The sequence below is a fragment of the Burkholderia sp. AW49-1 genome, assembly GCF_053427845.1.
In genome coordinates this window covers 324,273-344,301 of sequence record NZ_JBSAXF010000005.1, presented here as the reverse complement: position 1 = coordinate 344,301, position 20,029 = coordinate 324,273, and the positions used below count along the sequence as shown (strand labels likewise).

General features: G+C 64.6%; 21 protein-coding genes and 2 pseudogenes. 14 read left to right on the top strand and 9 right to left on the bottom strand.

Features of this window, described 5'->3' with window-relative positions; genetic code table 11:
* The first annotated feature begins 22 nt into the window (after window positions 1-22).
* From ACV22W_RS11675 to ACV22W_RS11655, 5 genes are read left to right on the top strand one after another with little or no spacing between them, the layout of a single operon-like run.
* Window positions 23-1,504: a hypothetical protein gene (locus tag ACV22W_RS11675; RefSeq protein ID WP_448019286.1), complete on the top strand. Its 1,482-nt coding sequence runs from the start codon at window positions 23-25 to the stop codon at window positions 1,502-1,504.
* Window positions 1,505-2,776 (top strand): hypothetical protein, encoded by a 1,272-nt coding sequence (locus ACV22W_RS11670; RefSeq protein ID WP_448019285.1) that lies wholly within the window; start codon window positions 1,505-1,507, stop codon window positions 2,774-2,776.
* A complete protein-coding gene (locus ACV22W_RS11665) occupies window positions 2,754-4,076 on the top strand; it encodes an ATP-grasp domain-containing protein (RefSeq protein WP_448019283.1) in 1,323 nt (440 codons plus the stop codon). The genes ACV22W_RS11670 and ACV22W_RS11665 overlap by 23 nt, the downstream gene beginning before the upstream one ends.
* The gene (panB, locus tag ACV22W_RS11660; RefSeq protein ID WP_448019312.1) at window positions 4,073-4,912 is read left to right on the top strand and encodes a 3-methyl-2-oxobutanoate hydroxymethyltransferase; all 840 of its coding nucleotides are present in this window, start codon (window positions 4,073-4,075) and stop codon (window positions 4,910-4,912) included. The genes ACV22W_RS11665 and panB overlap by 4 nt, the downstream gene beginning before the upstream one ends.
* A complete protein-coding gene (locus ACV22W_RS11655) occupies window positions 4,896-5,564 on the top strand; it encodes a hypothetical protein (protein ID WP_448019282.1) in 669 nt (222 codons plus the stop codon). The genes panB and ACV22W_RS11655 overlap by 17 nt, the downstream gene beginning before the upstream one ends.
* Here ACV22W_RS11655 and ACV22W_RS11650 read toward each other — a convergent pair.
* Both ACV22W_RS11650 and ACV22W_RS11645 read right to left on the bottom strand, forming a co-directional pair.
* Window positions 5,488-6,954 (bottom strand): aminotransferase-like domain-containing protein, encoded by a 1,467-nt coding sequence (locus ACV22W_RS11650; RefSeq protein ID WP_448019281.1) that lies wholly within the window; start codon window positions 6,952-6,954, stop codon window positions 5,488-5,490. The genes ACV22W_RS11655 and ACV22W_RS11650 overlap by 77 nt on opposite strands.
* Before the next feature lie 40 nt (window positions 6,955-6,994).
* A complete protein-coding gene (locus ACV22W_RS11645) occupies window positions 6,995-8,353 on the bottom strand; it encodes an MFS transporter (protein WP_448019279.1) in 1,359 nt (452 codons plus the stop codon).
* Window positions 8,354-9,152: 799 nt separating this feature from the next.
* Here ACV22W_RS11645 and ACV22W_RS11640 point away from each other — a divergent pair.
* Window positions 9,153-9,368 (top strand): annotated as a pseudogene (locus tag ACV22W_RS11640) (MFS transporter); the annotation flags it as partial.
* A 15-nt stretch (window positions 9,369-9,383) separates the two neighbouring features.
* Entirely contained in the window at window positions 9,384-10,280 is an 897-nt protein-coding gene (locus ACV22W_RS11635) for an oxidoreductase (protein WP_448019310.1), read from the top strand.
* A 233-nt stretch (window positions 10,281-10,513) separates the two neighbouring features.
* Here the strand turns inward: ACV22W_RS11635 and ACV22W_RS11630 are convergent.
* Window positions 10,514-10,756: pseudogene (locus ACV22W_RS11630) on the bottom strand (DUF1641 domain-containing protein); the annotation flags it as partial.
* 51 nt (window positions 10,757-10,807) lie between these two features.
* On the opposite strand from ACV22W_RS11630, the gene ACV22W_RS11625 reads away from it, so the two are divergent.
* Complete coding sequence (locus ACV22W_RS11625) at window positions 10,808-11,089, top strand: hypothetical protein (RefSeq protein WP_448019278.1); 282 nt, start codon at window positions 10,808-10,810, stop codon at window positions 11,087-11,089.
* Between the two features lie 29 nt (window positions 11,090-11,118).
* On the opposite strand, the gene ACV22W_RS11620 is transcribed toward ACV22W_RS11625, so the two are convergent.
* Window positions 11,119-11,790, bottom strand: coding sequence for a HEAT repeat domain-containing protein (locus ACV22W_RS11620; protein WP_448019277.1), 672 nt, complete (start codon window positions 11,788-11,790; stop codon window positions 11,119-11,121).
* 804 nt (window positions 11,791-12,594) lie between these two features.
* Between ACV22W_RS11620 and ACV22W_RS11615 the strand changes: the two genes are divergently transcribed.
* The gene (locus ACV22W_RS11615; protein ID WP_448019276.1) at window positions 12,595-13,308 is read left to right on the top strand and encodes an SDR family NAD(P)-dependent oxidoreductase; all 714 of its coding nucleotides are present in this window, start codon (window positions 12,595-12,597) and stop codon (window positions 13,306-13,308) included.
* Window positions 13,309-13,419: 111 nt separating this feature from the next.
* On the opposite strand, the gene ACV22W_RS11610 is transcribed toward ACV22W_RS11615, so the two are convergent.
* Window positions 13,420-14,352: a LysR substrate-binding domain-containing protein gene (locus ACV22W_RS11610; protein WP_448019275.1), complete on the bottom strand. Its 933-nt coding sequence runs from the start codon at window positions 14,350-14,352 to the stop codon at window positions 13,420-13,422.
* Window positions 14,353-14,667: 315 nt separating this feature from the next.
* Here ACV22W_RS11610 and ACV22W_RS11605 point away from each other — a divergent pair, with 315 nt between their 5' ends.
* The 5 genes from ACV22W_RS11605 (at window position 14,668) to ACV22W_RS11585 (ending at window position 17,523) form a co-directional block, all read left to right on the top strand.
* Window positions 14,668-15,132: a RidA family protein gene (locus ACV22W_RS11605; protein WP_448019274.1), complete on the top strand. Its 465-nt coding sequence runs from the start codon at window positions 14,668-14,670 to the stop codon at window positions 15,130-15,132.
* Window positions 15,133-15,408: 276 nt separating this feature from the next.
* Entirely contained in the window at window positions 15,409-15,828 is a 420-nt protein-coding gene (locus ACV22W_RS11600; RefSeq protein WP_448019273.1) for an organic hydroperoxide resistance protein, read from the top strand.
* Window positions 15,829-15,894: 66 nt separating this feature from the next.
* Window positions 15,895-16,221 (top strand): DUF4148 domain-containing protein, encoded by a 327-nt coding sequence (locus ACV22W_RS11595; RefSeq protein ID WP_448019272.1) that lies wholly within the window; start codon window positions 15,895-15,897, stop codon window positions 16,219-16,221.
* A gap of 71 nt (window positions 16,222-16,292) precedes the next feature.
* The gene (locus ACV22W_RS11590; RefSeq protein WP_448019270.1) at window positions 16,293-16,619 is read left to right on the top strand and encodes a DUF4148 domain-containing protein; all 327 of its coding nucleotides are present in this window, start codon (window positions 16,293-16,295) and stop codon (window positions 16,617-16,619) included.
* Window positions 16,620-16,761: 142 nt separating this feature from the next.
* On the top strand, window positions 16,762-17,523 hold the full coding sequence (locus tag ACV22W_RS11585; protein ID WP_448019308.1) for a GNAT family N-acetyltransferase: 762 nt from the start codon (window positions 16,762-16,764) through the stop codon (window positions 17,521-17,523).
* 80 nt (window positions 17,524-17,603) lie between these two features.
* On the opposite strand, the gene ACV22W_RS11580 is transcribed toward ACV22W_RS11585, so the two are convergent.
* The 4 genes from ACV22W_RS11580 to ACV22W_RS11565 form a co-directional block, all read right to left on the bottom strand.
* Complete coding sequence (locus ACV22W_RS11580) at window positions 17,604-18,059, bottom strand: MarR family winged helix-turn-helix transcriptional regulator (protein ID WP_448019269.1); 456 nt, start codon at window positions 18,057-18,059, stop codon at window positions 17,604-17,606.
* Between the two features lie 126 nt (window positions 18,060-18,185).
* Window positions 18,186-18,329, bottom strand: coding sequence for a hypothetical protein (locus ACV22W_RS11575; protein ID WP_448019268.1), 144 nt, complete (start codon window positions 18,327-18,329; stop codon window positions 18,186-18,188).
* Complete coding sequence (locus ACV22W_RS11570; RefSeq protein WP_448019267.1) at window positions 18,326-18,697, bottom strand: GFA family protein; 372 nt, start codon at window positions 18,695-18,697, stop codon at window positions 18,326-18,328. The genes ACV22W_RS11575 and ACV22W_RS11570 overlap by 4 nt, the downstream gene beginning before the upstream one ends.
* A gap of 167 nt (window positions 18,698-18,864) precedes the next feature.
* Entirely contained in the window at window positions 18,865-19,965 is a 1,101-nt protein-coding gene (locus ACV22W_RS11565) for an NAD(P)H-dependent flavin oxidoreductase (RefSeq protein ID WP_448019266.1), read from the bottom strand.
* Window positions 19,966-20,029: the final 64 nt, after the last annotated feature.

Here is a 20,029-nt window from a genome sequence, read left to right as displayed (position 1 = left end):
CACCTCCTCTCAGACAGCGTTAATGGCGCACCTGCAAGGCTACTTTTTCCCGCTGGAGCAGGAAGGCGTCGTGCGCCTGGGCGCGCGCATCGTCGAGCATGCGGGCGGTCCCGGCCCGCTGGCCGCTTACAAACTGATGGTCGCCTACGGCGGCGGCAAGGACAGTTCGTACACGGTCGCGTTCCTGCGCGCGGTTCAACTTCATCTACTCGCCGAACACGGTGCAAGCTTCACGTTGCGCGTGGCCAACATGCGTCACGCGGGCGTGCCCTATGCGGTGATGGCGAATATCGACCGCGTGTACCGTGCGCTCTCTTTGTACGACGATCCTCGCGTCGAGCTGCTGGTGGTGGACCACGACATGGTGCGCGTGTTCTCTCGAGACTTGCCTTTTCCCGCGTCCGTGCGTGAGATGAATCGCTTCGATATGCTGATGAATGGCCACCGAACCGCGGGTGATGGCCGACCAACCTTCTGCAATAGCTGCAACCTGGCCGTGGCCGACTTCTACGGTCGCGCCGCGTGGTGGGGCGGCGGCGTGTCGGCGGTCGTGACGGGAGATTCACGCAAGGAGCAAAAGCACTATTTCACCTGGATCATGCGGCTCGCCGAACGCGTGGGACTCGACATCGGGACCTGCCGCCGGCAAGGCTTTCGCGGCCTGCTCGCCGCGCTCGACGGCGTCGGCCAGGCGTATTACGAGGAGCTTTATGGTCCGGGCTACGAAGCCGACAAGGCCCGGCGCCGCATCGCCTCCGGCGACGCGCTGGCCGATCCGGCGTTCATCTCGATCTACGACCTGGTGAGCTACCGCGTTGACGAACATTGGGAACTGCTCACCGAATTTCTCGGATTCCGGTTCGACGAACTGGCATTCAGCTTCACGGAGTCCGACTGCGCCAACCCCATGCTGATGGCGCACTTTCGCGGGCTGAAGGCGCAATTCGTCCAGCAGCGCGACTATCACGACGGCATCCGCGAATATCTCGGCCTGGCCGAGCATCTGATGCGCCGCAAGGAAATGCCGGAGCGGCTGATCGAGCACGCACTCGCGCCCTACGCAACGCCGGCCGCCATCGATGCGCGGCGCGCGCTGGCCAACCGCTTTGCCGAAGATGCATTCGACTTGAACGAGGCTCAACTGGTCTGCATGCAGTTTGCGCCCTTCGTGGATCGCGGCGCGCAGCTCGAGCGCTATCTCGAGTTTTGCGCACCGTCGATGCGCACGCGCGCGGCCGATCTGCATGCGCTGCTTGGCAGCGAAGCCGCACCCGACGGAGCCGATCCGGATTGCGCCGACGGATCGCCCGGTGCTTGGCTGGAACAGGCCAGCGGCCTGCCGCTCGCGGCGCTGCGCAGCCTGTACCGCAATTCCCGCGTGGATTTCTCGGTCGCCGCTTCGCTCATCGCCAAGGTGCGCGAGAACGATCCCCACAAGCGGCGTATCGACACCGTCGATCCCGACACGGGCGAAGCGGTTTGCGAACTCGTCTCCGGGCGCTAGATGGCCGGGTATTTCCAGTCCTTTGTCGGCGAGGCGCGACGTCGCGGCGAACTGGTCGTGCAACCGCGCATGGGATTCGGCTCGATCGCCGCCATGCGAAGCGGCCTCCAACGCGTCGCCGCGCTACCGTGCCGCGCGATCGGCACGATTACGCTCGACAGCTACACACGCGTGGGCGACTACGCCAGTTCGCTCGAAAGCCTTGCCGCCGGACGCACGCTCAATGGTTTTCCGATCGTCTCGCATCCGCAAAGCAAGATTCGAGCGATGCTGGCGCCGTTGTACGGTCCGCAATTCCCTATCCAGATACGTCACGGCACCGCGCGGCCGCAGGAGGTATTCCGGCGCATTGCCGCGCTCGGCCTCGATGCGAGCGAAGGCGGTCCGGTGTCGTACTGCATGCCGTACGGACGCACGCCGCTCGCCCAGGCAGTGCGTGCGTGGGAGGAGAGCTGCCGGATTCTCGCGGGCGAAACGCAGGCGCCGCATCTGGAAAGCTTTGGCGGCTGTCTGCTCGGCCAGTTGTGTCCGCCGTCGCTGCTGATCTCGATATCGATCCTCGAAGCGTTGTTCTTTATCCAGCATGGAATCCGCAGCGTGTCGCTGAGCTACGCGCAGGGAACCCTGCCGGGGCAGGACCGGGCCGCACTGCGCGTCCTGCGCGAGTTTGCCGCCCAGTACCTTGGCGGCTTCGACTGGCACGTGGTCGTCTACAGCTACATGGGCGTGTTTCCGCGCACGCCCGACGGCGCGCGCCGCTTGATCGCCGACAGCGCCCGGCTCGCGAAAGCGACGGGCTGCGAGCGGCTGATCGTGAAAACCGTCGCCGAGGCTCATCAGATTCCCACCGTCGAGGACAACCTGGACGCCTTGCAACTGGCGGCCGAGAGCGCCGCGGCACAGGAAATCGAATCCGCGGCAAGCGCAGACGTCGCGCACGATCCCGAAAACTACTACGTCGAAATCCTCGACGAAGCGCGCACGCTGATCGACACGACACTGTCGCTGGACGCCGATGTGGGCGCCGCGCTCGTGGCCGCGTTTCGCGGCGGTGTACTCGATATCCCGTTTTGCCTGCACGCCGACAACGCCGGACGCACGACGACACGGCTGGACGAGCGCGGCGCGTTGCGCTGGTGCACGACGGGCCGAATGCCCTTGCCGCAACCTCTGATCGCGCAAGCGGGACACGCGCACGCCGTGACGTCGGACGAACTGCTGACGATGCTCAGCTACATCTCGAACCGCTATGACTACCCTCACCTTGCCTGATGCGGCGGCGGTGCCGCTTTCACTGCCCGACCCGCGCGTCGGCCCCGTCATTCTCGTCGACGCCTATTCGACTGGCGCATTGCTCGCCCGTACCTTTGGGACACAGGCGCGCTGCATGCACGTTCGCTCCCGGGCGGCCATGCCCGAGGTGTTCCGCGCCTCCGTTCCGAAAGACATTTTCGAGGCCAGCGACACGCTCGACGAGCGCGGCTTCGACGCACTCGCGCACCGCTTGGCCGTCTGGCAACCGTGCGCCGTGGTCGCCGCGAGCGAATTCGGCGTTGAACTCGCGGACGCGCTGGCAGAACGCCTCGGCCTGCCAGGTAACACGACGCAGTTGTCCGGCGCACGCCGCAACAAGTTCCTGATGGGCGAAGCGCTGGCCGCAGCGAACGTGCCGGCCGCAGGGCAGGTGCGTGCTCCCGACCTCGCCACGCTGCTCGCCTGGAACGCGGCAAACGGCGGCAGACGAATCGTGGTCAAGCCGCTCGACAGCGCCGGGTCCGACCACGTGTATCTGTGCGACGACGCCGCGCAGATCGCCGCCGCATTTCACGCGATCAAGGGCAAAACCAATCTCATGATGTGCGAGAACGATGCCGTGCTCGCCCAAGACTATCTGGAGGGCGACGAATACGTCGTCAACAGCGTCAGCCACGGTGGCATGCACCGCATCACAGACATCTGGCGCAGCCGCAAGATCGAGCTTGAGGGCGGCCGCAAGATCTACGACTGCGAGGATCTAGTCGATCCCGACCAGACGGAAATTGCGCCGCTCGTCCAGTACGTCAGTCGCGCACTGGACGCGCTTGGCATCGCGCATGGCCCGGCGCACACGGAGCTCATTCTTACGTCGAGCGGCCCGCGCCTGCTCGAAACCGGCGCGCGCATTTCAGGGCTCGCCAATCCTGCCGCGCTACGCCGCGCGACCGGCGCCGACCAGATCGAGCTGACCGTCGCATGCCATCTCGCGCCCCAGCAACTCGCGCGTTACCCCACGACCTACCGGCGCAAGATGCACGCGCGCTGCGTCAACCTGATCGTGCCGGAATGCGGTGGCGTCTTCTCTCACGACGCCGTGCGCGCCCTGCTCGCGCCGCTTGCGTCGTTCGAGAGCATCCGCTTGCGACTCGCCGATGGCGCTTTGCTGCGACGCACCGTCGATCTCAACTCGTCGCCTGGCGCGCTGTTTCTGGTTCACGACGATCCGGGACAGATCGAACGCGACTATCAGATCGTCCGGACGTGGGAAAACCGCTCGCGTCCTCAGCATTCGAAACCTTTGGATGTCACAAAATGAGCACTCACCAAATCCGCCAGCGCATCACAGTCCCCGCCATCGCGGCCTGCAAGAACGAGCGAAAAATCGTCTCGCTTACGGCTTACTCCAAACCGATCGCCGAATTGATCGACGAACACGTCGACCTGATCGTCGTCGGCGATTCGACCGCGATGGTCGCGTACGGACGGCCCACCACGCTCGACCTCAGCTTGCAGCAGATGATCGCGCACGCGCGCGCCGTGGTCGATTCGACCCGCCACGCCTGTATCGTCGTGGACATGCCGTTCGGCACCTACCAGGAATCGCCGGAACTGGCGTACCGGCACTGCGCCCAGCTGATCGCGCAATCGGGGGCCGACGCGGTCAAGCTCGAAGGCGGCAGCGCGCTCGCGCCGACTGTACGCTTTCTCGTCGAGCGCGGCATTCCCGTGATGGCGCACGTTGGGCTGATGCCGCAGTACGTGCATACCATGGGCGGCTTCAAGGCCCAGGGCATGTCGCCTACCGCCGCCGAACGCATCGGCGCGGATGCGCGCGCGCACGTCGAAGCGGGCGCCTTCAGTCTCCTGCTCGAAGGGCTGGCCGAGCCGCTCGCGCGTGCAATCACGGAACGCGAACCGGTGCCGACCATTGGCATTGGCGCGTCGCCATCGTGCGACGGCCAGGTGCTCGTCACGGAAGATATCCTGCGCTTGAGCGGCGATCATCCGCCACGCTTCGCAAAGCAGTATGCCGATGCGGCAGCGCTGATCAGCCAAGCCGCCGCCGCCTTCGCTGCCGACGTGCGAGGCGGCGCTTTCCCCGAACTGAAGCATTGCTTCGGAGTGGATACGACCCATGCACGCACGGTATGAGTTCATCGTGCGCGCGTGGGAGGCGCTGGGCCCGCACATCCGGCGCGCGCGCCTGCAAGCCGTCGGCGCGGCATGGCCCGCGTTTGCAGCCGGGCAATATCTGAAAGTGCGCGGCGAGGACGGGCGGGCCGCCTGTTTTTCGATCGCCTCGGCGCCGGGCAGCGACACCATCGAGTTGCATATCGAAGCGCAGGCCGGCAGCGTGACTGCGCCCCTGCTCGCGCAGCGCCATCGCGATGGGCTGCCGATTGCCGTGGAGATGCCGTTCGGCACATGCACGCTAACCGGCACGCGCGGGCCGGTGCTGTTCGTCGCGGGCCGCACCGGTTTCGCGCAAGCGAAAAGCTTGCTCGACCAGCTATGTATCGACGCTCACGCGGCGTCGGCGACATTGCTTTGGTCTGCCGACGCGGACTACGAGCACGCCAATGCAGACGCGTTACGCCGTTACTCACAGCGCCTGGATTTCCACTATCGATCGATCCGCCCCGACACCCTGCCCGAAGCACGCAGCGCCGCGTTGTCGGAGGTGCTTCGTCAGTTCCAGCGCGATACGCCGACCGGCACGGTTGTGATCAGCGGCTCGCGCGAACTGACGCAGGCCGTGCTGCGCCATGGCTTGTCGGTGAAGTCCGACATGTTGCCCGGCTAGCATGGCCGCGCACTGCCGTCGCGAGCGCGCACACGGCGCCCGCGATGTCCCGGCTCCAGTCGAGCGTGAAGCTCAGGCGCACGCAATGGCGATAGCGGCCTTCGAGGCTGAAAACCTCGCCGGGTGCGATGACGATGCGCTGTGCAAGCAGCGTCTCGAACACCGTGCGCATGCAAGTGCGCGTGTCGCGCGCTTCGAGCCACAACGTCGCACCGCCCTCCGGCGGACTGAACGCGAACACGTCGTCACCCGCGTGACGGACGATCTCGCTCATCTGGGTCATGCGTTCCTGCAACAAGCGGCGCAACGCGAGCGTGTGCTGCCTGACGCGATCGGACGCATACAGGCGTGCTAGCGCACGCTGGCGGATGGGCGGCACGCGAAACGAACGGGCGAGAAACGCATCGGCAATGGCGTGTGTCGTGTCGCGGGCCAGCACGTAGCCGTAAGGCGCCTCGGCGCCAACGATCTTGTCGAACCCGGAATACACCACAAGCCGCGCGGGATCGGCGAAATCGCGAAAGGGCGGCGGCGTATCGCCGAAATGCAGGCCGCCGTAGCGGTCGTTTTCGAACAGCCAGATGCCGCGCTGCGCGAACAGCGCCGCCAGCGCGCGCTTGCCGTCCGGCGACACGCTACGTCCGCTCGGCATGCTGACGCCCGAAGAGAACAGCGCGAGGCGAACCTGCTCACGCTCGACCAGCGCCGCGATCGACGAGACGTCGATATCGCCATGCATGTCCAGAGGCATTTCGATCACGCGAATCGCGTGCATGCGTAACAGGCGCAGCACGGCCCACGAACACGGCGATTCCACCAGCGCGACCGAGTTACCCAGCCGAAGGCCCGCCAGCGTCGTGTCGAGGGCGCTGCGCGGATCCGGCCCGATGTAAAAATCGTCCATTGACCATGCACCGCTGCTCGAAGCACCAAGATGCGTCGACAGCGCCTGCCGCAGCGGCTCTTCACCGAAGGGCTGATAGGACGGAGGGCCCGCTCGTGGATACTGCCGCACGAGCTCGCGCTCGGCCGTGAGCAAGGGCGCATCGAGCGACAGCAACAGCGGTGGTGCATCGCTCGACAAGGCGAGCATGCCCGGCTTGCGCGCGTTCACGTACACCGAGTCGAGCAGATCGGCACCGCGCCAGGGGGCAGATTGTGGCGCGGCGACGCAGAAGTAACCGCACTTCGGCACCGAAACGATTTTGCCCTCGCGCTCCAACAACCCGTAAGCGTACTGAATAGTGGGCACCGAAACGTCGAGCTGCCCCGCGAGTTCGCGCAGCGACGGAAGTTTCAGATTGCTCTCCAGCGCGCCCTTCTCCATCAGATCGAGGACGTAGCGGTAGACCGCCTGATAGGCGAATTTGATTTCTTTGGCGATTGACATGGCAAGCCATCCTGCTACGTGCCGACGCACGCACGTTCCACTAGGTAACGGAGCCGCTGCGGGAATGCGTGCAGACAACGTCGCGGCTTGTCCACATTGCGCCAAACCACGTCTTGCGTCCGTAAAGCCCGGTGGCCACGATACCCAGTAGCCCCGCGAGCAGGCTGAATGTCACGCAGGCCCAGGGCGTGAAACGCGTCGCCGCGATAAGCGCGAGCGGCGACACGCTTGCCCAGATCGCATAGGTGATGTTGTACGAAAACGAAATGCCCGAGACGAGAATATCGGTCGAAAACAGCGAAACGATCACCGAAGGCACCGCGCCCACCACGCCCGAAAGCAGGCCCGCGGCCGCATAGGCGAGCGCAAGCTGGACGCCGCCGTTTTCACCGTGGATCAGCGTGGCGTAGAGCGCCGCAGTGCCGATCGGCAACAGCACGCTGTAGAGCGCCACCGCCTTCCACGCGCCGATCCGGTCCACGACTTGCCCCGCAAGCACACAGCCCACGTTCAGAAACACAATGCCGATGCTGCTGAGCATGAACGTCTGTTGCGCGGAATGGTTGAACCGCGTCTGCATGAGGGTGGGCGTCACGACCACCAGCATCACGACCGCCGAGGTCAGCAGCACCGTCAACAGCATGGCCGGCATCAACGCGCGGCGCTGTCCGCGCAGTGCCTCGCGCAGCGGGAAGCGAGCTGCGCTTTGTTCGCGAGCCTGCAACGCCAGGAAGCGCGGCGTCTCGCTCAGACGGCGGCGCACCCAGACGCCGGACACACCGCAGATCCCACCCAGCACGAAAGGTACGCGCCAGCCGTAGGCCAGCATCTGCTCGGGCGTGAGCATGCGCGCGAGCAAGGTCGCGGTGAGTGCGCCGAGCAGGTAACCGACCGTCAGCCCCGCCTGCAGAAAACCCAGCGCGTAACCGCGCCGGCCCATGGGCGTGTGCTCCGCGACGAAGGTCCATGAACTGGGCACTTCGCCACCGACGGCCGCGCCCTGGCACACGCGCAGCACAAGCAGCAACAATGGCGCGACGAAGCCGGCCTGAGCATAGGTCGGCATGATGCCCATCAGCAGGCAGGGAATCGCCATCAGAAAAATGGTCAAGCTGAATGTGCGCTTTCTGCCGTTTCGGTCGGCGAAATGCGCCATTGCGATACCGCCAAGCGGCCGCGCGAGATAACCGGTCGCGAATATTGCCACGCTCTGCAACAGGCGCAGCCAGTCCGGCATTTCCGGCGGAAAGAAGACTTTGGCCAGCGTTGTCGAGAAAAATACGAACACGATGAAATCGTAAATCTCAAGCGTGCCGCCGAACGCGGCCAGCGAGAGCATCCTGTGGTCTACGCTGGCGGCACGGTGCGAGTTCGGGCCGGAAACGGTGGTCGTGGACATAGGCTGACTGGTGCGGAAAGATAATTCGTTTTTTGCAGATAATCGCTCGGGAAATCAAGTGCGTCCTGAAAATAACAGCACACAAGCATCATCCGCATGCGAACCGGTAAAATCGGTGAATTCGAACAACGAGACTTGACCGTTTCGCGGCCGGTTTACGCATTCAATCACTCATTAATTCACGCATCGTGCATGAAAACGCGTTCAGACAGCGGATTAAAAGCCTTATTAGCGTGTATTGACGACTTCCCCCGGCATCGGAAAAACGGGAGTCGGCGCTTGAATCGCTGGCACGGAAAAGTACAGCACACGACGTGCGGCGGCAAGAGAGATGTCTATCAGGATGTATTTTTCTAAGGATCTCATCGGGCGAAATCTCAGACCGGATGGCCCCTTGTTTGAGAGCCGAACGACCGTGCGGTACTGTACCACATCGTTGGCAAAAACAAGCCTCGCAAATCGATCACGGGCGCATCACACAATGGCCGTGCATTACCTCCATATCCGATTGCATCACCCGATGAGGGGCCAAGCTTCGGGGCTGATAATATTCCCGGGAAGCCGGCTCTCAACGCGATGACATTGCACGTGGAAAGCGTGCCTTATGTGCGACCCGATTCTGCTGAATACCTTTAGCCAGAGAGCTTGACCACGCACGAAAAGCAAACGGTATTGATTGCTGGCACGCTCCAACTGATTACAGGCGACTGCGGGCGACATGAGTCGGCTATCCTCAATGTCATTTGCGAATGCGAACAGGCCATGGCAGATGAGCGCGAAGGTACGATTGGGCCCTGGATCGCCTCGACTATCGGGGACAGCCCTTGCGCTCGTTTTCATTGACGATACGGCCGGCAAATTCCTGTGCGGTTGGCTCGGCGCGCGCATGGGCATGGTCCGGGCGGTGCGGCTCACGGAAAGGGCTACCGCTGCGTGCAGCATCGCGGTAATGTAACTTTCGCTGTCGCCGACCATTGCGCTGCCGCCGATTCTGGGCATGATGCTCAACGACACGCACAGGACGAACACCATGACGAAATCTGCCTACCCGTCCATCGCCCTCGTCGGTCCGGGCGCAATCGGAACGACCGTCGCCGCAGCCCTTCATGAAGCCGGCCGCACGCTGGTGATTTGCGGCCGCTCGGCGCACGCGCAGCTGAAGTTGCGCTTTGACGGCGGCGAGATCGTCGTGCCCGGGCCGGTCCTGACCGATCCGCAAGCGGTCAAGGAAAGGGTCGATCTCGTGTTCGTCGCGGTGAAGTCGACGCAGACGCCGAGCGCGGCACCCTGGATCGCCGCGCTATGCGATGCGAATACCGTCGTGTGCGTGCTGCAAAACGGCGTCGAGCAAAAGGCTTCGTTCGCACCGTATGCGGCCGGTGCCACGGTCGTGCCGTCGGTCGTCTGGTTTCCGGCGCAACGCGAAGCAGATGCATCGGTGTGGCTGCGGGGCAAGCCTCGACTCACCGTGCCCGATACGCCGGCGAGCGACGTGGTGGTCTCCGCCTTGCATGGCACGCGCTGCTCGCCCGAGGTTGCGGAGGATTTCATCTCGCTCGCCTGGAGAAAGCTTTTGCAAAACGCGGTGGCGGGACTCATGGTGCTGACCGGCCGTCGCGCCGGCATGTACGCGCGAAGCGACATCACCGAACTGTCGCTCGCCTACCTCCGGGAATGTCTCGAGGTCGCGCGTGCGGAAGGCGCGAAGCTGGGCGATGAAGTGCCGCAGGAAATCATCGATGGGTTGCATGGCTTTCCGCCCGATTTAGGTACGTCCATTCTTGCTGATCGGCAGGGCAACCATCCGCTCGAATGGGACGCCCGAAACGGCGTCGTGCAACGCTACGGACGATCTCACGGAATTCCGACGCCGATAAGCGACCTCGTCGTGCCGCTTCTCGCGGCCGCTAGCGACGGCCCGGGCTAATGGCAAGGAAACCGCGGTCCGGCCCGACCGGCGTGAACCTTCATCGGGGTCGAGGCTCCCCACAAGACAGCCCCATTTGGAAGTGGACCATTCCGGTGTGACGGCGTCGTCAAGACCAGGCGTCGTGCAGTCACCTGAGCATTATGCTGCGAAGGCCCTCCTGACCGGAAAACTCCGTGGCAATCCAAGTGTCCCTACCCGGAGCAACTGCGCAGGCCGACACCACGCAGGCTTCATGCGTCCGTATGCTTTCCGCTTAACGTGGTAATCGGCTTCTCGGGTTCCCGCGCGAGCCGCTGCGCGAAGACTGTCAGTCCCTCGAGCAACGGCGTAAGCGCGTCCCACTGCCGGTACACACCGCGCACGCCTGGCGCCGCGCGCTCGTGTTCGGACGGTTTCCGGGCGCCGACGTGGCGCAGCGCGTCTGCGGCCGCGAACATGGTCTTGCCGAACTGCTCGGGCGGAATGCGTTTCACGGGCTGGCATTCGGGCCTGACGGCGCCTGCGCCCGAGCACCCGGCGATCGCATGCCGCCGCGTGCCGCGCTTGCCCGCGGGTTGTCGTGCGAGAGCAACGGCGCCGTGCTGGTCTGGCGCGATAGCGAAGATGCGCAACCGGGCTGGGAGATCGATGAAATCGACACGCGCGACGGATTCAGTTCGCCGAAGACAACCTGCGATCTGTTCGACGGTTACGTGCACGAAGTTGGCGAGAACAGTGCGGACGTCCTGCATTTTGCGTATCTGCAAGGGTTTACCGATACATCGATGACCCACGAAATCGGGCATTTATCGATAGTTTTGTTGTGAGAGCCAAGCTGCGCATGATGCGGCGGCGTTCAACCCGCATCCATGACGTCCCGCGCGTTCCGGACGATGTATTCGCGACCATCTTCCTCGGCCAGCTTCACGTATTGCGCCAGCTTGCCGGATTTGATGTCCTTGAGCACCCACAACGCGGCAATCCGCTGATATTTATGTCCGGTGCGCCACGCACGTTCCGCAAGCGTTTCGGCATAAGCGGACTTCAGTGAGCCCAACGCAAGCAAGGCACGCCGGCGCACGTATTCGTCCTCGTCGTTCACCAGGCGCAACAGCAGTGCTTCGGCCTCTGCGGCATGCGAACCCAGCCCGCCGAGTCGCGCGGCCAACTGCCATTTGGCGTTCGGCTCCGACGCGTCGATCGAGGCACGCGCGAGTGCCAGCAACGCGTCGGGTTGCGTCCAGAGCATGCTCGAAATGTGTTCCAGCGCGTGGTCGCGGGCAATCGCGTACAGCAGATCGGCGCACGTGGTTGTGGTCCACGCGGCTGGCGCAAGCGAGTCGACGACGGCAAGCGACGCGTCCCACAGCGCTTCCCAATGGCCGTACTCACATTCCCACTCGACACTTCGCTGGCGGACTGGGTATAGCGCCGCCCATTCCCTGAATTTTTCGACCTGTTCGTGCAGTGTGTTCAACGCGTGCATGGAAAGTGTATTGATTGCGGCCTGCGTCACGGTGCGATGCATGCGGCGTGAAACTGCGCCATCAGGCGCCGAACGTCGCACTGGCAGCCCGCAACCGGATGGATCGAGCCGCCCCGCTCGCTACGGTCGTCGCGGCGCGCGGCAACCGGCATGCCGCGAGACTCGCATCCCGCGCCGGCTGTTCGGCGGCGCTCGCGCGATCCTGCGCTTGTGCTGGCGCGGCGCCGTCCGAAGCAAGCGTCCGGGACAAGCGGATCGGCGTCGTCCGCTACCGGGCAATCTCCGGGCGATATCGGGCCGCATCTACGGCAGTGGGCAGGATTGTGCCAGTTTTGGTCGTGTTCAGCGTGCCGGATTGTGCGCCACGCATTCACGTGCGAGGGCGCGCCCTGCCCTGATTCGCTTGGAGAGCCGTTCGACGAGGCGTGTGAGGTTCAAATCAGGAGCGTTTTCGTATCTGCGAGTTTTTATGAAATATAAGGCTATTGTGATAAGAAAAGTTATCCGCATATTTTTGATAAAAATCAGAAGTGCCCGCCGCGTGACGCACGATCCGGTATAGGGCATTCACAGCGGTTCATTGCGCAAACCTTCGAATTCACAACGATCGACGCGTGTCGCCGTGTATGAAAAACGGCGCTCGAGCGGTCGCGTCGACTTATCTCCGCAGGCACCCTCGCCGCTGCGGCCATCCCCGCGCTTCCCTGCATTTGTTCCCGCGACGCAAGACTGTTGGTCCATGGTGGGTATTCGAACTCCGGCCCGCCGCGCCTAGAGTTGCGTCCATCGGATTCATCGATCCGGTCGGCGCTGAAGCCGAAAACCAGTCACCTGTCGAGGCATACCATGAGCACTTCCAGAGTCATCATCGTCACCGGCGCATCGCAAGGCATCGGTGCCGAAACGGTCAACGCATTCCGCGCCCAGGGCCATCGCGTGGTCGCGACGTCCCGTTCGATCGGGCCGTCGGACGATCCCGATCTCGTTACCGTCGCGGGCGACATCGGCGACCCGGCTGTCGCACGGCGCGTGGTCGACGCCGCCATCGAGCGCTTCGGCCGGGTCGACACGCTCGTCAACAATGCGGGCATCTTCATCGCGAAGCCGTTCACGCAATACACGGCGGACGACTACGCAGCCGTCACCCGTGTGAATCTGGACGGCTTCTTCCACATCACGCAGCGTGCGATTGCGGCGATGCAGCGAAACGGAAACGGCGGCGGTCACGTTGTCACCATCACGACGAGCCTCGTCGATCACGCGAACAGCAACGTGCCGTCGGTGCTCGCGTCGCTGACGAAAGGCGGGCTCAATGCGGCGACGAAGTCGCTCGCAATCGAATATGCGAAGGCCGGCATCCGAGTGAACGCGGTGTCGCCCGGCATCATCAAGTCGCCGATGCACGCGCCCGACACGCACGCGACGCTCGCATCGCTGCATCCGGTCGGCCGGATGGGCGAGATGAGCGACATCGTCGGCGCGATCCTGTATCTCGATTCGGCGCCGTTCGTCACCGGCGAGATTCTGCACGTGGACGGCGGCCAGAGCGCCGGGCACTGAGCGGCAACGTCGTGAGCATGCGCCGGCGCGGATGGTGCGGGCGCCCCGATGCCGGCGCAGGCGTGGCGTCGGCGCCCCGCTCTGCCCGGTTGACGGCATGGCTGGCCGCGGCTAACGAGTCCGCCTTCCGGGTGCCTGTCCGAGATGTTCGACGAGAAAGTCGACGAAGACGCGCACGCGCGACGACAGATGGCGTGCATGCGGATACAGCAGCATGAACGGCCGCGATCGCCCGCCTTGGCCGGATAGCACTTCGGTGAGCGTGCCATCACGCAGATCCCGCTCGACGATGAAGCGATAGGTCTGGAACAGGCCCGCACCGCTGCGCGCGAGCGTGACGCCGGCGAGGACGTCGCCCGACGTGCCGTAGCCGCCCGTCGTCGCGACGTCGATTTCCGCCGATCCGTCGCTGAACAGCCATGGAATCGGGCGGCCACTGCTCGGAAGCTCGAACTGGATGCATTCGTGCGCGTGCAGATCGTCGACCGTGCGTGGCACGCCTGCGCGCTTCAGGTACCCCGGCGTCGCGACGACGACGAGTTCGGCGTCCTCGAGCTTGCGTGCGACCAGGCTCGAATCCGCGGGTGCGCGGCCGCGGATCGCAAGGTCGAAACCTTCCTCGGCGAAGTCGATGTTGCGATTGCTGAGATGGGTTTCGACGCGTACGTCCGGGTATCGCTCGCGAAACGCGGGCAGCAGCGGCAGCACGCGATAGTGTCCGTATGGCGTCGGCATGCTGATGCGCAGCACGCCGGCCGGCGTTGCCTGCTGCCCCGTCGCTTCGCGCTCCGCGTCGACGAGCTGCGACAACGCATCACGGCATTGCTCGAAATAGCGCCGCCCGGAATCGGTGAGTCGGATCTGGCGCGTCGTCCGGACGAACAGGCGTACGCCGAGACGTTGCTCGAGCCGCGCGACCGACCGGCTCACCGCGGCCGGCGTGACGCTCGCGGCCGTTGCGGCGAGCGTGAAGCTGCCGAGTTCGGCTGCCAGACAGAACAGCTCGATGCTGCCGAGCAGGAGGTCATCGAATTTTCTCTGCATGGTGGGCGGTTCCTGCTTCCTCGTGCTGCCTGGCGCGATTGCAAGACGGCGGATCCGGCGTGTTTCGCGGCGGGATGCCAACGCTCCGAGTGTGCACGAATCCCCGCCGGGAAACCATCGTACCGGCGACACCGGTGGTACGCGTTCGCGCCGTGTTGCACCGCGGGCGATTCGTTACACCGTGTGTCGAGTCAATTGCGCGAACGATATTTACCGACCCCGACCGCCTCACTAGAGTGGTGACTGAGGAAGGCCCTGGCGAGTCGCGCGTCCACACCACGGCCGATTCATCGACGATCCCCGAAGGAGAATGCCATGACGATCGAACAGAAGCTGGCCGAACTCGGCTTCACGCTACCCGAACCGCCGCAACCGCTCGGCAGCTACACGGCCGTCAGCGAGGCGGGCAACCTGTTGTTCATTTCCGGGCAATTGCCGCTCGTCAACGGAAAGGTGGCCTATACGGGGCGCGTCGGCGAACAACTGAGTGTCGACGACGGTCGGCGCGCCGCGCAGCTCGCGGCGCTGAACGTGCTCGCTCAGATCAGAGGCCACCTCGGCGGATTCGACCGCCTGCATCACATCGTGCGTGTCGAAGGGCACGTCGCGTCTGCCGACGGTTTCCACGGTCAGCCGGCCGTGATCGACGGCGCCTCCGACCTGTTCGCCAACGTGCTGGGCAACAGGGCCGGACACGCGCGCTCGGCCTTTTCCCACCGCCAGTTGCCGGCCGACGCGGCGGTGGTCCTGGTCGTGATCGCCGAAGTCCGCCCGGCATGACCGGATTGCCGAAGGCCCCGGGCGGCCGCGATTCCGGCGCGGCCATCTGCCCTACCATCGCTGAATCTTCCGGTCCGAGTCGTCTTTTCAATATAAGGGTTTGATCGTGCAAGAGCCCTGTCCGGCAAGGCTCGCCATGATCTCGATACATTGGAATACAAAATATCGCATACGATTTAATCGAATCCGCTTGACGCGATCAACCGCCTCGACCAAACTGCATCGCATGCGATCTAATCGCATCAGAGAAAAACCTTCCCATTGACGGAGTGAACGATGAGCAAGATCGAAAAAGTGCTGTACACGGGCAAAACGCATACGACTTCCGGCGGACGCGACGGCGCGGCTCGCAGTTCCGACGGCCGCCTCGACATCCAGTTGTCGTCGCCGGGCAGCGCCGGGAACGGCACGAATCCGGAACAACTGTTCGCGGCCGGCTGGTCGGCCTGCTTCATCGGCGCGATGCAGCTCGCGGCGCGCGCGGCGAAGGTTACGCTGCCGGCCGATCTCGCGGTCGATGCCGAAGTGGACCTGGGCACGGGGGGCAACGCGTATTTCCTGCAGGCTCGCCTGAACGTGAGCGTGCCGGGGCTCGATCGCGACGTCGTGCAGCGCATCGTCGACACCGCACACCAGACCTGCCCGTATTCGAAGGCGACGCGAGGCAACATCGACGTCGAGATCCGCATCGTCTGAGCCATGCACCGGGCGGCCATGTGCTGCCCTCCCGAATGTCCTGCCATTTTCTTGTCGAGGTGAATGATGAAAACCCAACTGATCGCTGCCCTTCTCGTTGCCGTGTCCGCTGCCATTGCCGCGCCGGCCTTTGCCAGTGACGCCGTCGTGACGCGTGCACAGGTGCGTGCCGAACTCGTCCAGCTGCAGCAGGCCGGCTACGTGCCGGGCCGCGCGAACGATCCGCACTACCCGGACGACCTCCAGGTCGCGCTGACGCGTATCCACGCGAACGACGCCGTCGCAGCCGATACGGCGACGTCCGGTTATGGCGCAGACGCCGCCGCCGTCACGCAATCGGGCAGCCGTCCTGTCACGCGCATTGCCGAGCGTTCGATCTACTTCGGCCATTGAACGAAGTCGCGATCGACACCGATCGCAGGCATGCGGCACATCCCGATTACACTTTTCTGTCGAGGTAAATAATGAAGACCCAACTGATTGCAGCCCTGCTCGTCGCCGTGTCGGCCTCTGTTGCCGCACCGGCCTTCGCGACCGAAAGCACCGTGACGCGTGCGCAAGTGCGGGCGGAACTGGCCGCCCTCCAGCAGGCCGGCTATTTGCCGAATCGCCCGAACGATCCCAATTATCCGGACAACCTGCAGGCAGCGCTGAAGCGGGTGCGCGACAACGACGCAACGGCGGCCGACACCCGGACAGCCGGTTACGGCAACAATGCCGACGCTGCGACGCAATCCGGCAGTCGCATCGCGATTCGCACGGCCGAGCGATCGATCTATTTCGGTCACTGAGCGTCGCGACGAAATCGGCGACACCGTCGGTCAAAAAAAAGCGCATGCGATGTAATCGCGTGCGCTTTTTGTTCGTCCGCCACCTGCGCGGACGATCGCGTCTATGCTGTGCGACGGGCGGCCTTCAATCAAGGAGCAGACGATGCTGAAACCAACGACGGAGCAGAAAGAAGGCGGATCGCATCCGCTCGACAATGCCGTATGGCATGCGCTCACCGGGGAGCAACATCGTTTCGCCCTCGGCGACGCGCTTGCGCGTCGATTTCCTCCTGCACTCGCACCGTTTGCGAGCATAGCCGAGCGTAGCCCGACCGCTTTCGACGCGTTGCGCGGATTGATCGACGAGCATGGACCGGCGGCACTCGTCACGCCGGACGAGATCCCGACGCCGGCCGGATTTTCCGTGCTCTGGCGGGCGATGCTGCATCAGATGATCTGGCAGGGAACGCTCGACGGCGCGCCTGCCCTGGAACATGTCCGGCTCGCCGAAACCGATGTGCCGGAGATGCTCGAACTGATCGCGGCGACGGAACCAGGCCCGTTCGGCCCGCGCACGATCGAATTCGGCGGCTATATCGGTGTACGCCGGCAAGGCCGCCTCGTGGCGATGGCCGGTCAGCGGCTGAGGGCCGGCGGTCATGCGGAGATCAGCGCCGTGTGCGTGGATGCGGCGTTCCGGGGCCAAGGCCTCGCGGCCGGACTGATCCGGTCGTTGGTCGCGACCATCCGCGCGCGCGCGGAAACGCCGTTTCTGCACGTGCTCACGTCGAATCACGGCGCGATCGAGCGTTATCGCGCACTCGGCTTCGTGACGCGTCGCGACATGCATTTGCTGGTGCTGGGGCACGAGGAGACCGGGACGGGCCGGCCATCAGGACCGGTCGCGGCGGTGCGTCGGTCCTGACGGCGGAAAATGGACTGAAATTGTGGAGGGACCAGCGGCAATCGCACCGCAGGCTCGACATCGAGCCTGCGTTCATTCGTCTATTCGTCGATCGACTTGATCAGGTTGCCGCGCAGCGTGACGATGGCCTTCTGCATCTTCGCGAATTCGTCGGGTTTCAGCCCGGTGGCTTCGACCAGATTCATGTCGAGCCCCTTCTCGCGCACGCGGCGGCCGCTTTTCGTCAGGCTCACGAGCACCTGGCGCTCGTCCGATGGATCGCGGTGCCGCTCCAGATAGCCCATTGCCTCGAGCTTTTTCAGGATCGGCGTCAGCGTGTTCGATTCGAGGAACAGCTTTTCGCCGAGTTGCCCGACCGTCTGGTTGCCCTCCTCCCACAGCGCGATGATCGTGATGTATTGCGTGTACGTGAGGCCGAGCTCTTCGAGGATCGGCTTGTATGCCTTGCCGAACGCGAGATTCGTCGAGTAGATCGCAAAACACAGGAACTCGGACAGCTTCGGTGTGACGGGAGATTGTGCTTCGGTCGGTTTCATGGGCGTTCTCCAGCGACAGCGGTTCGTGTCGCAGATGGACGCATTATATATCGCATGCGATCTTATCGCGAGCATGATTATCGTTTCCGATCAGCACGATGCGACACCCACGGCGCCGGCTTGGGTTCAGTCTCGCCCGCCGTCGTTTCGACCCCGTCGGTCACCGGTCCGCTGACGGCTGATCGACAGCAGCGAGCACTGCACCGGATGGGCTATTTCGGTCGCGAGGCCGCCTGCGGCAAACAGCATGATCATCAGCCAGCGCTTCATGCGTCCTCCACGACCGAAAGGCTTGCGCCGTCGGCGACGGCTGCATCGAGCGCATAGGGATCGACGCCGTCGAGGCAGCCGAGGTTGACGCGCCAGCACGCGGGATCCTTGCGCGTCTGATGGAACGGATAGACGCCGCAGCGGCTGCAGAAATAGTGACGGGCCGTGTGCGTGTTGAAGCGGTAGAGCGTCAACGCGCCCTCGCCTTCGACGATCTTCAGGTCGGCCGCGGCGAACATCGGGCTCATCAGCGCGCCGCGACGGCGGCACAGGCTGCAGTTGCAGCGAGCCGCCGGCGCAAGCGCGGTCCGGACTTCGAATTTCACGGCGCCGCAATGGCAGGATCCGTTGAACCATGTGGCAGACATGTCGTGCTCCTCAGGAGGTCATGTCCGCTTTATAACGGGCCTTCGCCGATGCGTTGTATCACGCTGTATCCACGCCGCGCGCAGATACAGAACGATGCAATTTTGCCCCGCCCATGCACATTGCGGCCCGTCCGCCGAGCGTCGGCGCGCCGCAGGTAACCGGGAAATCAGTCCAGCGCGTGCTGTAACCGTGCAATGGCCGCCCGTGTCTCGCGCTCGAGCGTCGCGACCAGTTCGGCTGCCGGCAGCGATCGCGCGAGCATCGCCGCCTGCCCGGCCCATTGCGCGCCGTAGCCGAACTCGCCGTTCGCCTTCGCGGCCGCATGCAGTGCCTTGCCCGCGTCGTATGCGATCGGATAGGCCGGCGTGGCCGGTGCGTGCGGATCGTCGCCGAGCGCGGTCAGCCGGTTCGCGATGCCGCGCGCGATCCGTCCGGAGATCGCGGTCGTAAATGTCGTGCGGCGCGCCGCGCCGCCGAGGATCGCGCGGCGATAACCGTCGTCGATCGACGTCTCCGGGCACGCGACGAAGGCGGTGCCGAGCTGCGCGGCCTGCGCGCCGAGCGCGAGCGCGGCGGCGATGCCGTCGCCGTCCATGATGCCGCCGGCGGCGATCACCGGCAGCGCGCATTCGCGCACCAGCAGGCGCGTCAGCGCGAACGTGCCGAGCCGGTCGTCGGCTGCCGTCGGGTCGAATACGCCACGGTGCCCGCCGGCCTCGATGCCCTGTGCAACGATCGCGTCGATGCCGGCCGCGGCGATCTGCCTGGCCTCGTCGGGATTCGTCGCGGACGCGAACAGCGTGATGCCCGCGCGCTTCAGCACGGCAATGGCCTCATCGGACGGCAACCCGAAATGAAAGCTGACGACCGCCGGTTTTTCTTCGATCAGCATCGCGAGCATCGCATCGTCCGCGACGAAGCTCGTGTAGATCTCCGACAACGAAGCCGGCGGCATCGCGCCCTGCTCGCGGAACGCGGGTGCGAGCCAGTCGAGCCACGCGCGTTCGACGGCTGCGTCGGCGCGGGCCGGCTGGTGGCAGAACAGATTGATGTTGAACGGCCGGTCGGTGAGCGCGCGCGTGTCGCGGATCATCTTGCGCGCGCCGTCGGCGTTCGTCGCGCCGACGCCGAGCGAGCCGAGCCCGCCCGCGTTCGACACGGCGGCCGCCAGCGCGGGCGTGCTGACGCCGGCCATCGGCGCCTGGATGATCGGGGTGCGGATGCCGAGCGTGCGCAACAGCGTCCGGTTGTCGGTCGGTCGATTCATGTCGTTGCCTCCTGCAACGTCCGGGATCGGAATGCTGCGGCCAGTTGCCGGCCGAAGCCGCTGG

Coding starts and splice junctions, on each gene's coding strand:
- ACV22W_RS11580 (WP_448019269.1), bottom strand. CDS start 18,059: ATGAAACCGACCGAAGCACAATCTCCCGTCACACCGAAGCTGTCCGAG.
- ACV22W_RS11590 (WP_448019270.1), top strand. CDS start 16,293: ATGAAGACCCAACTGATTGCAGCCCTGCTCGTCGCCGTGTCGGCCTCT.
- ACV22W_RS11595 (WP_448019272.1), top strand. CDS start 15,895: ATGAAAACCCAACTGATCGCTGCCCTTCTCGTTGCCGTGTCCGCTGCC.
- ACV22W_RS11620 (WP_448019277.1), bottom strand. CDS start 11,790: ATGCATCGCACCGTGACGCAGGCCGCAATCAATACACTTTCCATGCAC.
- ACV22W_RS11650 (WP_448019281.1), bottom strand. CDS start 6,954: ATGTCAATCGCCAAAGAAATCAAATTCGCCTATCAGGCGGTCTACCGC.
- ACV22W_RS11565 (WP_448019266.1), bottom strand. CDS start 19,965: ATGAATCGACCGACCGACAACCGGACGCTGTTGCGCACGCTCGGCATC.
- ACV22W_RS11670 (WP_448019285.1), top strand. CDS start 1,505: ATGGCCGGGTATTTCCAGTCCTTTGTCGGCGAGGCGCGACGTCGCGGC.
- ACV22W_RS11615 (WP_448019276.1), top strand. CDS start 12,595: ATGAGCACTTCCAGAGTCATCATCGTCACCGGCGCATCGCAAGGCATC.
- ACV22W_RS11625 (WP_448019278.1), top strand. CDS start 10,808: ATGCCGCCGCGTGCCGCGCTTGCCCGCGGGTTGTCGTGCGAGAGCAAC.
- ACV22W_RS11675 (WP_448019286.1), top strand. CDS start 23: ATGGCGCACCTGCAAGGCTACTTTTTCCCGCTGGAGCAGGAAGGCGTC.
- ACV22W_RS11655 (WP_448019282.1), top strand. CDS start 4,896: ATGCACGCACGGTATGAGTTCATCGTGCGCGCGTGGGAGGCGCTGGGC.
- ACV22W_RS11665 (WP_448019283.1), top strand. CDS start 2,754: ATGACTACCCTCACCTTGCCTGATGCGGCGGCGGTGCCGCTTTCACTG.
- ACV22W_RS11600 (WP_448019273.1), top strand. CDS start 15,409: ATGAGCAAGATCGAAAAAGTGCTGTACACGGGCAAAACGCATACGACT.
- ACV22W_RS11575 (WP_448019268.1), bottom strand. CDS start 18,329: ATGAAGCGCTGGCTGATGATCATGCTGTTTGCCGCAGGCGGCCTCGCG.
- ACV22W_RS11585 (WP_448019308.1), top strand. CDS start 16,762: ATGCTGAAACCAACGACGGAGCAGAAAGAAGGCGGATCGCATCCGCTC.
- ACV22W_RS11610 (WP_448019275.1), bottom strand. CDS start 14,352: ATGCAGAGAAAATTCGATGACCTCCTGCTCGGCAGCATCGAGCTGTTC.
- ACV22W_RS11605 (WP_448019274.1), top strand. CDS start 14,668: ATGACGATCGAACAGAAGCTGGCCGAACTCGGCTTCACGCTACCCGAA.
- ACV22W_RS11570 (WP_448019267.1), bottom strand. CDS start 18,697: ATGTCTGCCACATGGTTCAACGGATCCTGCCATTGCGGCGCCGTGAAA.
- ACV22W_RS11635 (WP_448019310.1), top strand. CDS start 9,384: ATGACGAAATCTGCCTACCCGTCCATCGCCCTCGTCGGTCCGGGCGCA.
- panB (WP_448019312.1), top strand. CDS start 4,073: ATGAGCACTCACCAAATCCGCCAGCGCATCACAGTCCCCGCCATCGCG.
- ACV22W_RS11645 (WP_448019279.1), bottom strand. CDS start 8,353: ATGTCCACGACCACCGTTTCCGGCCCGAACTCGCACCGTGCCGCCAGC.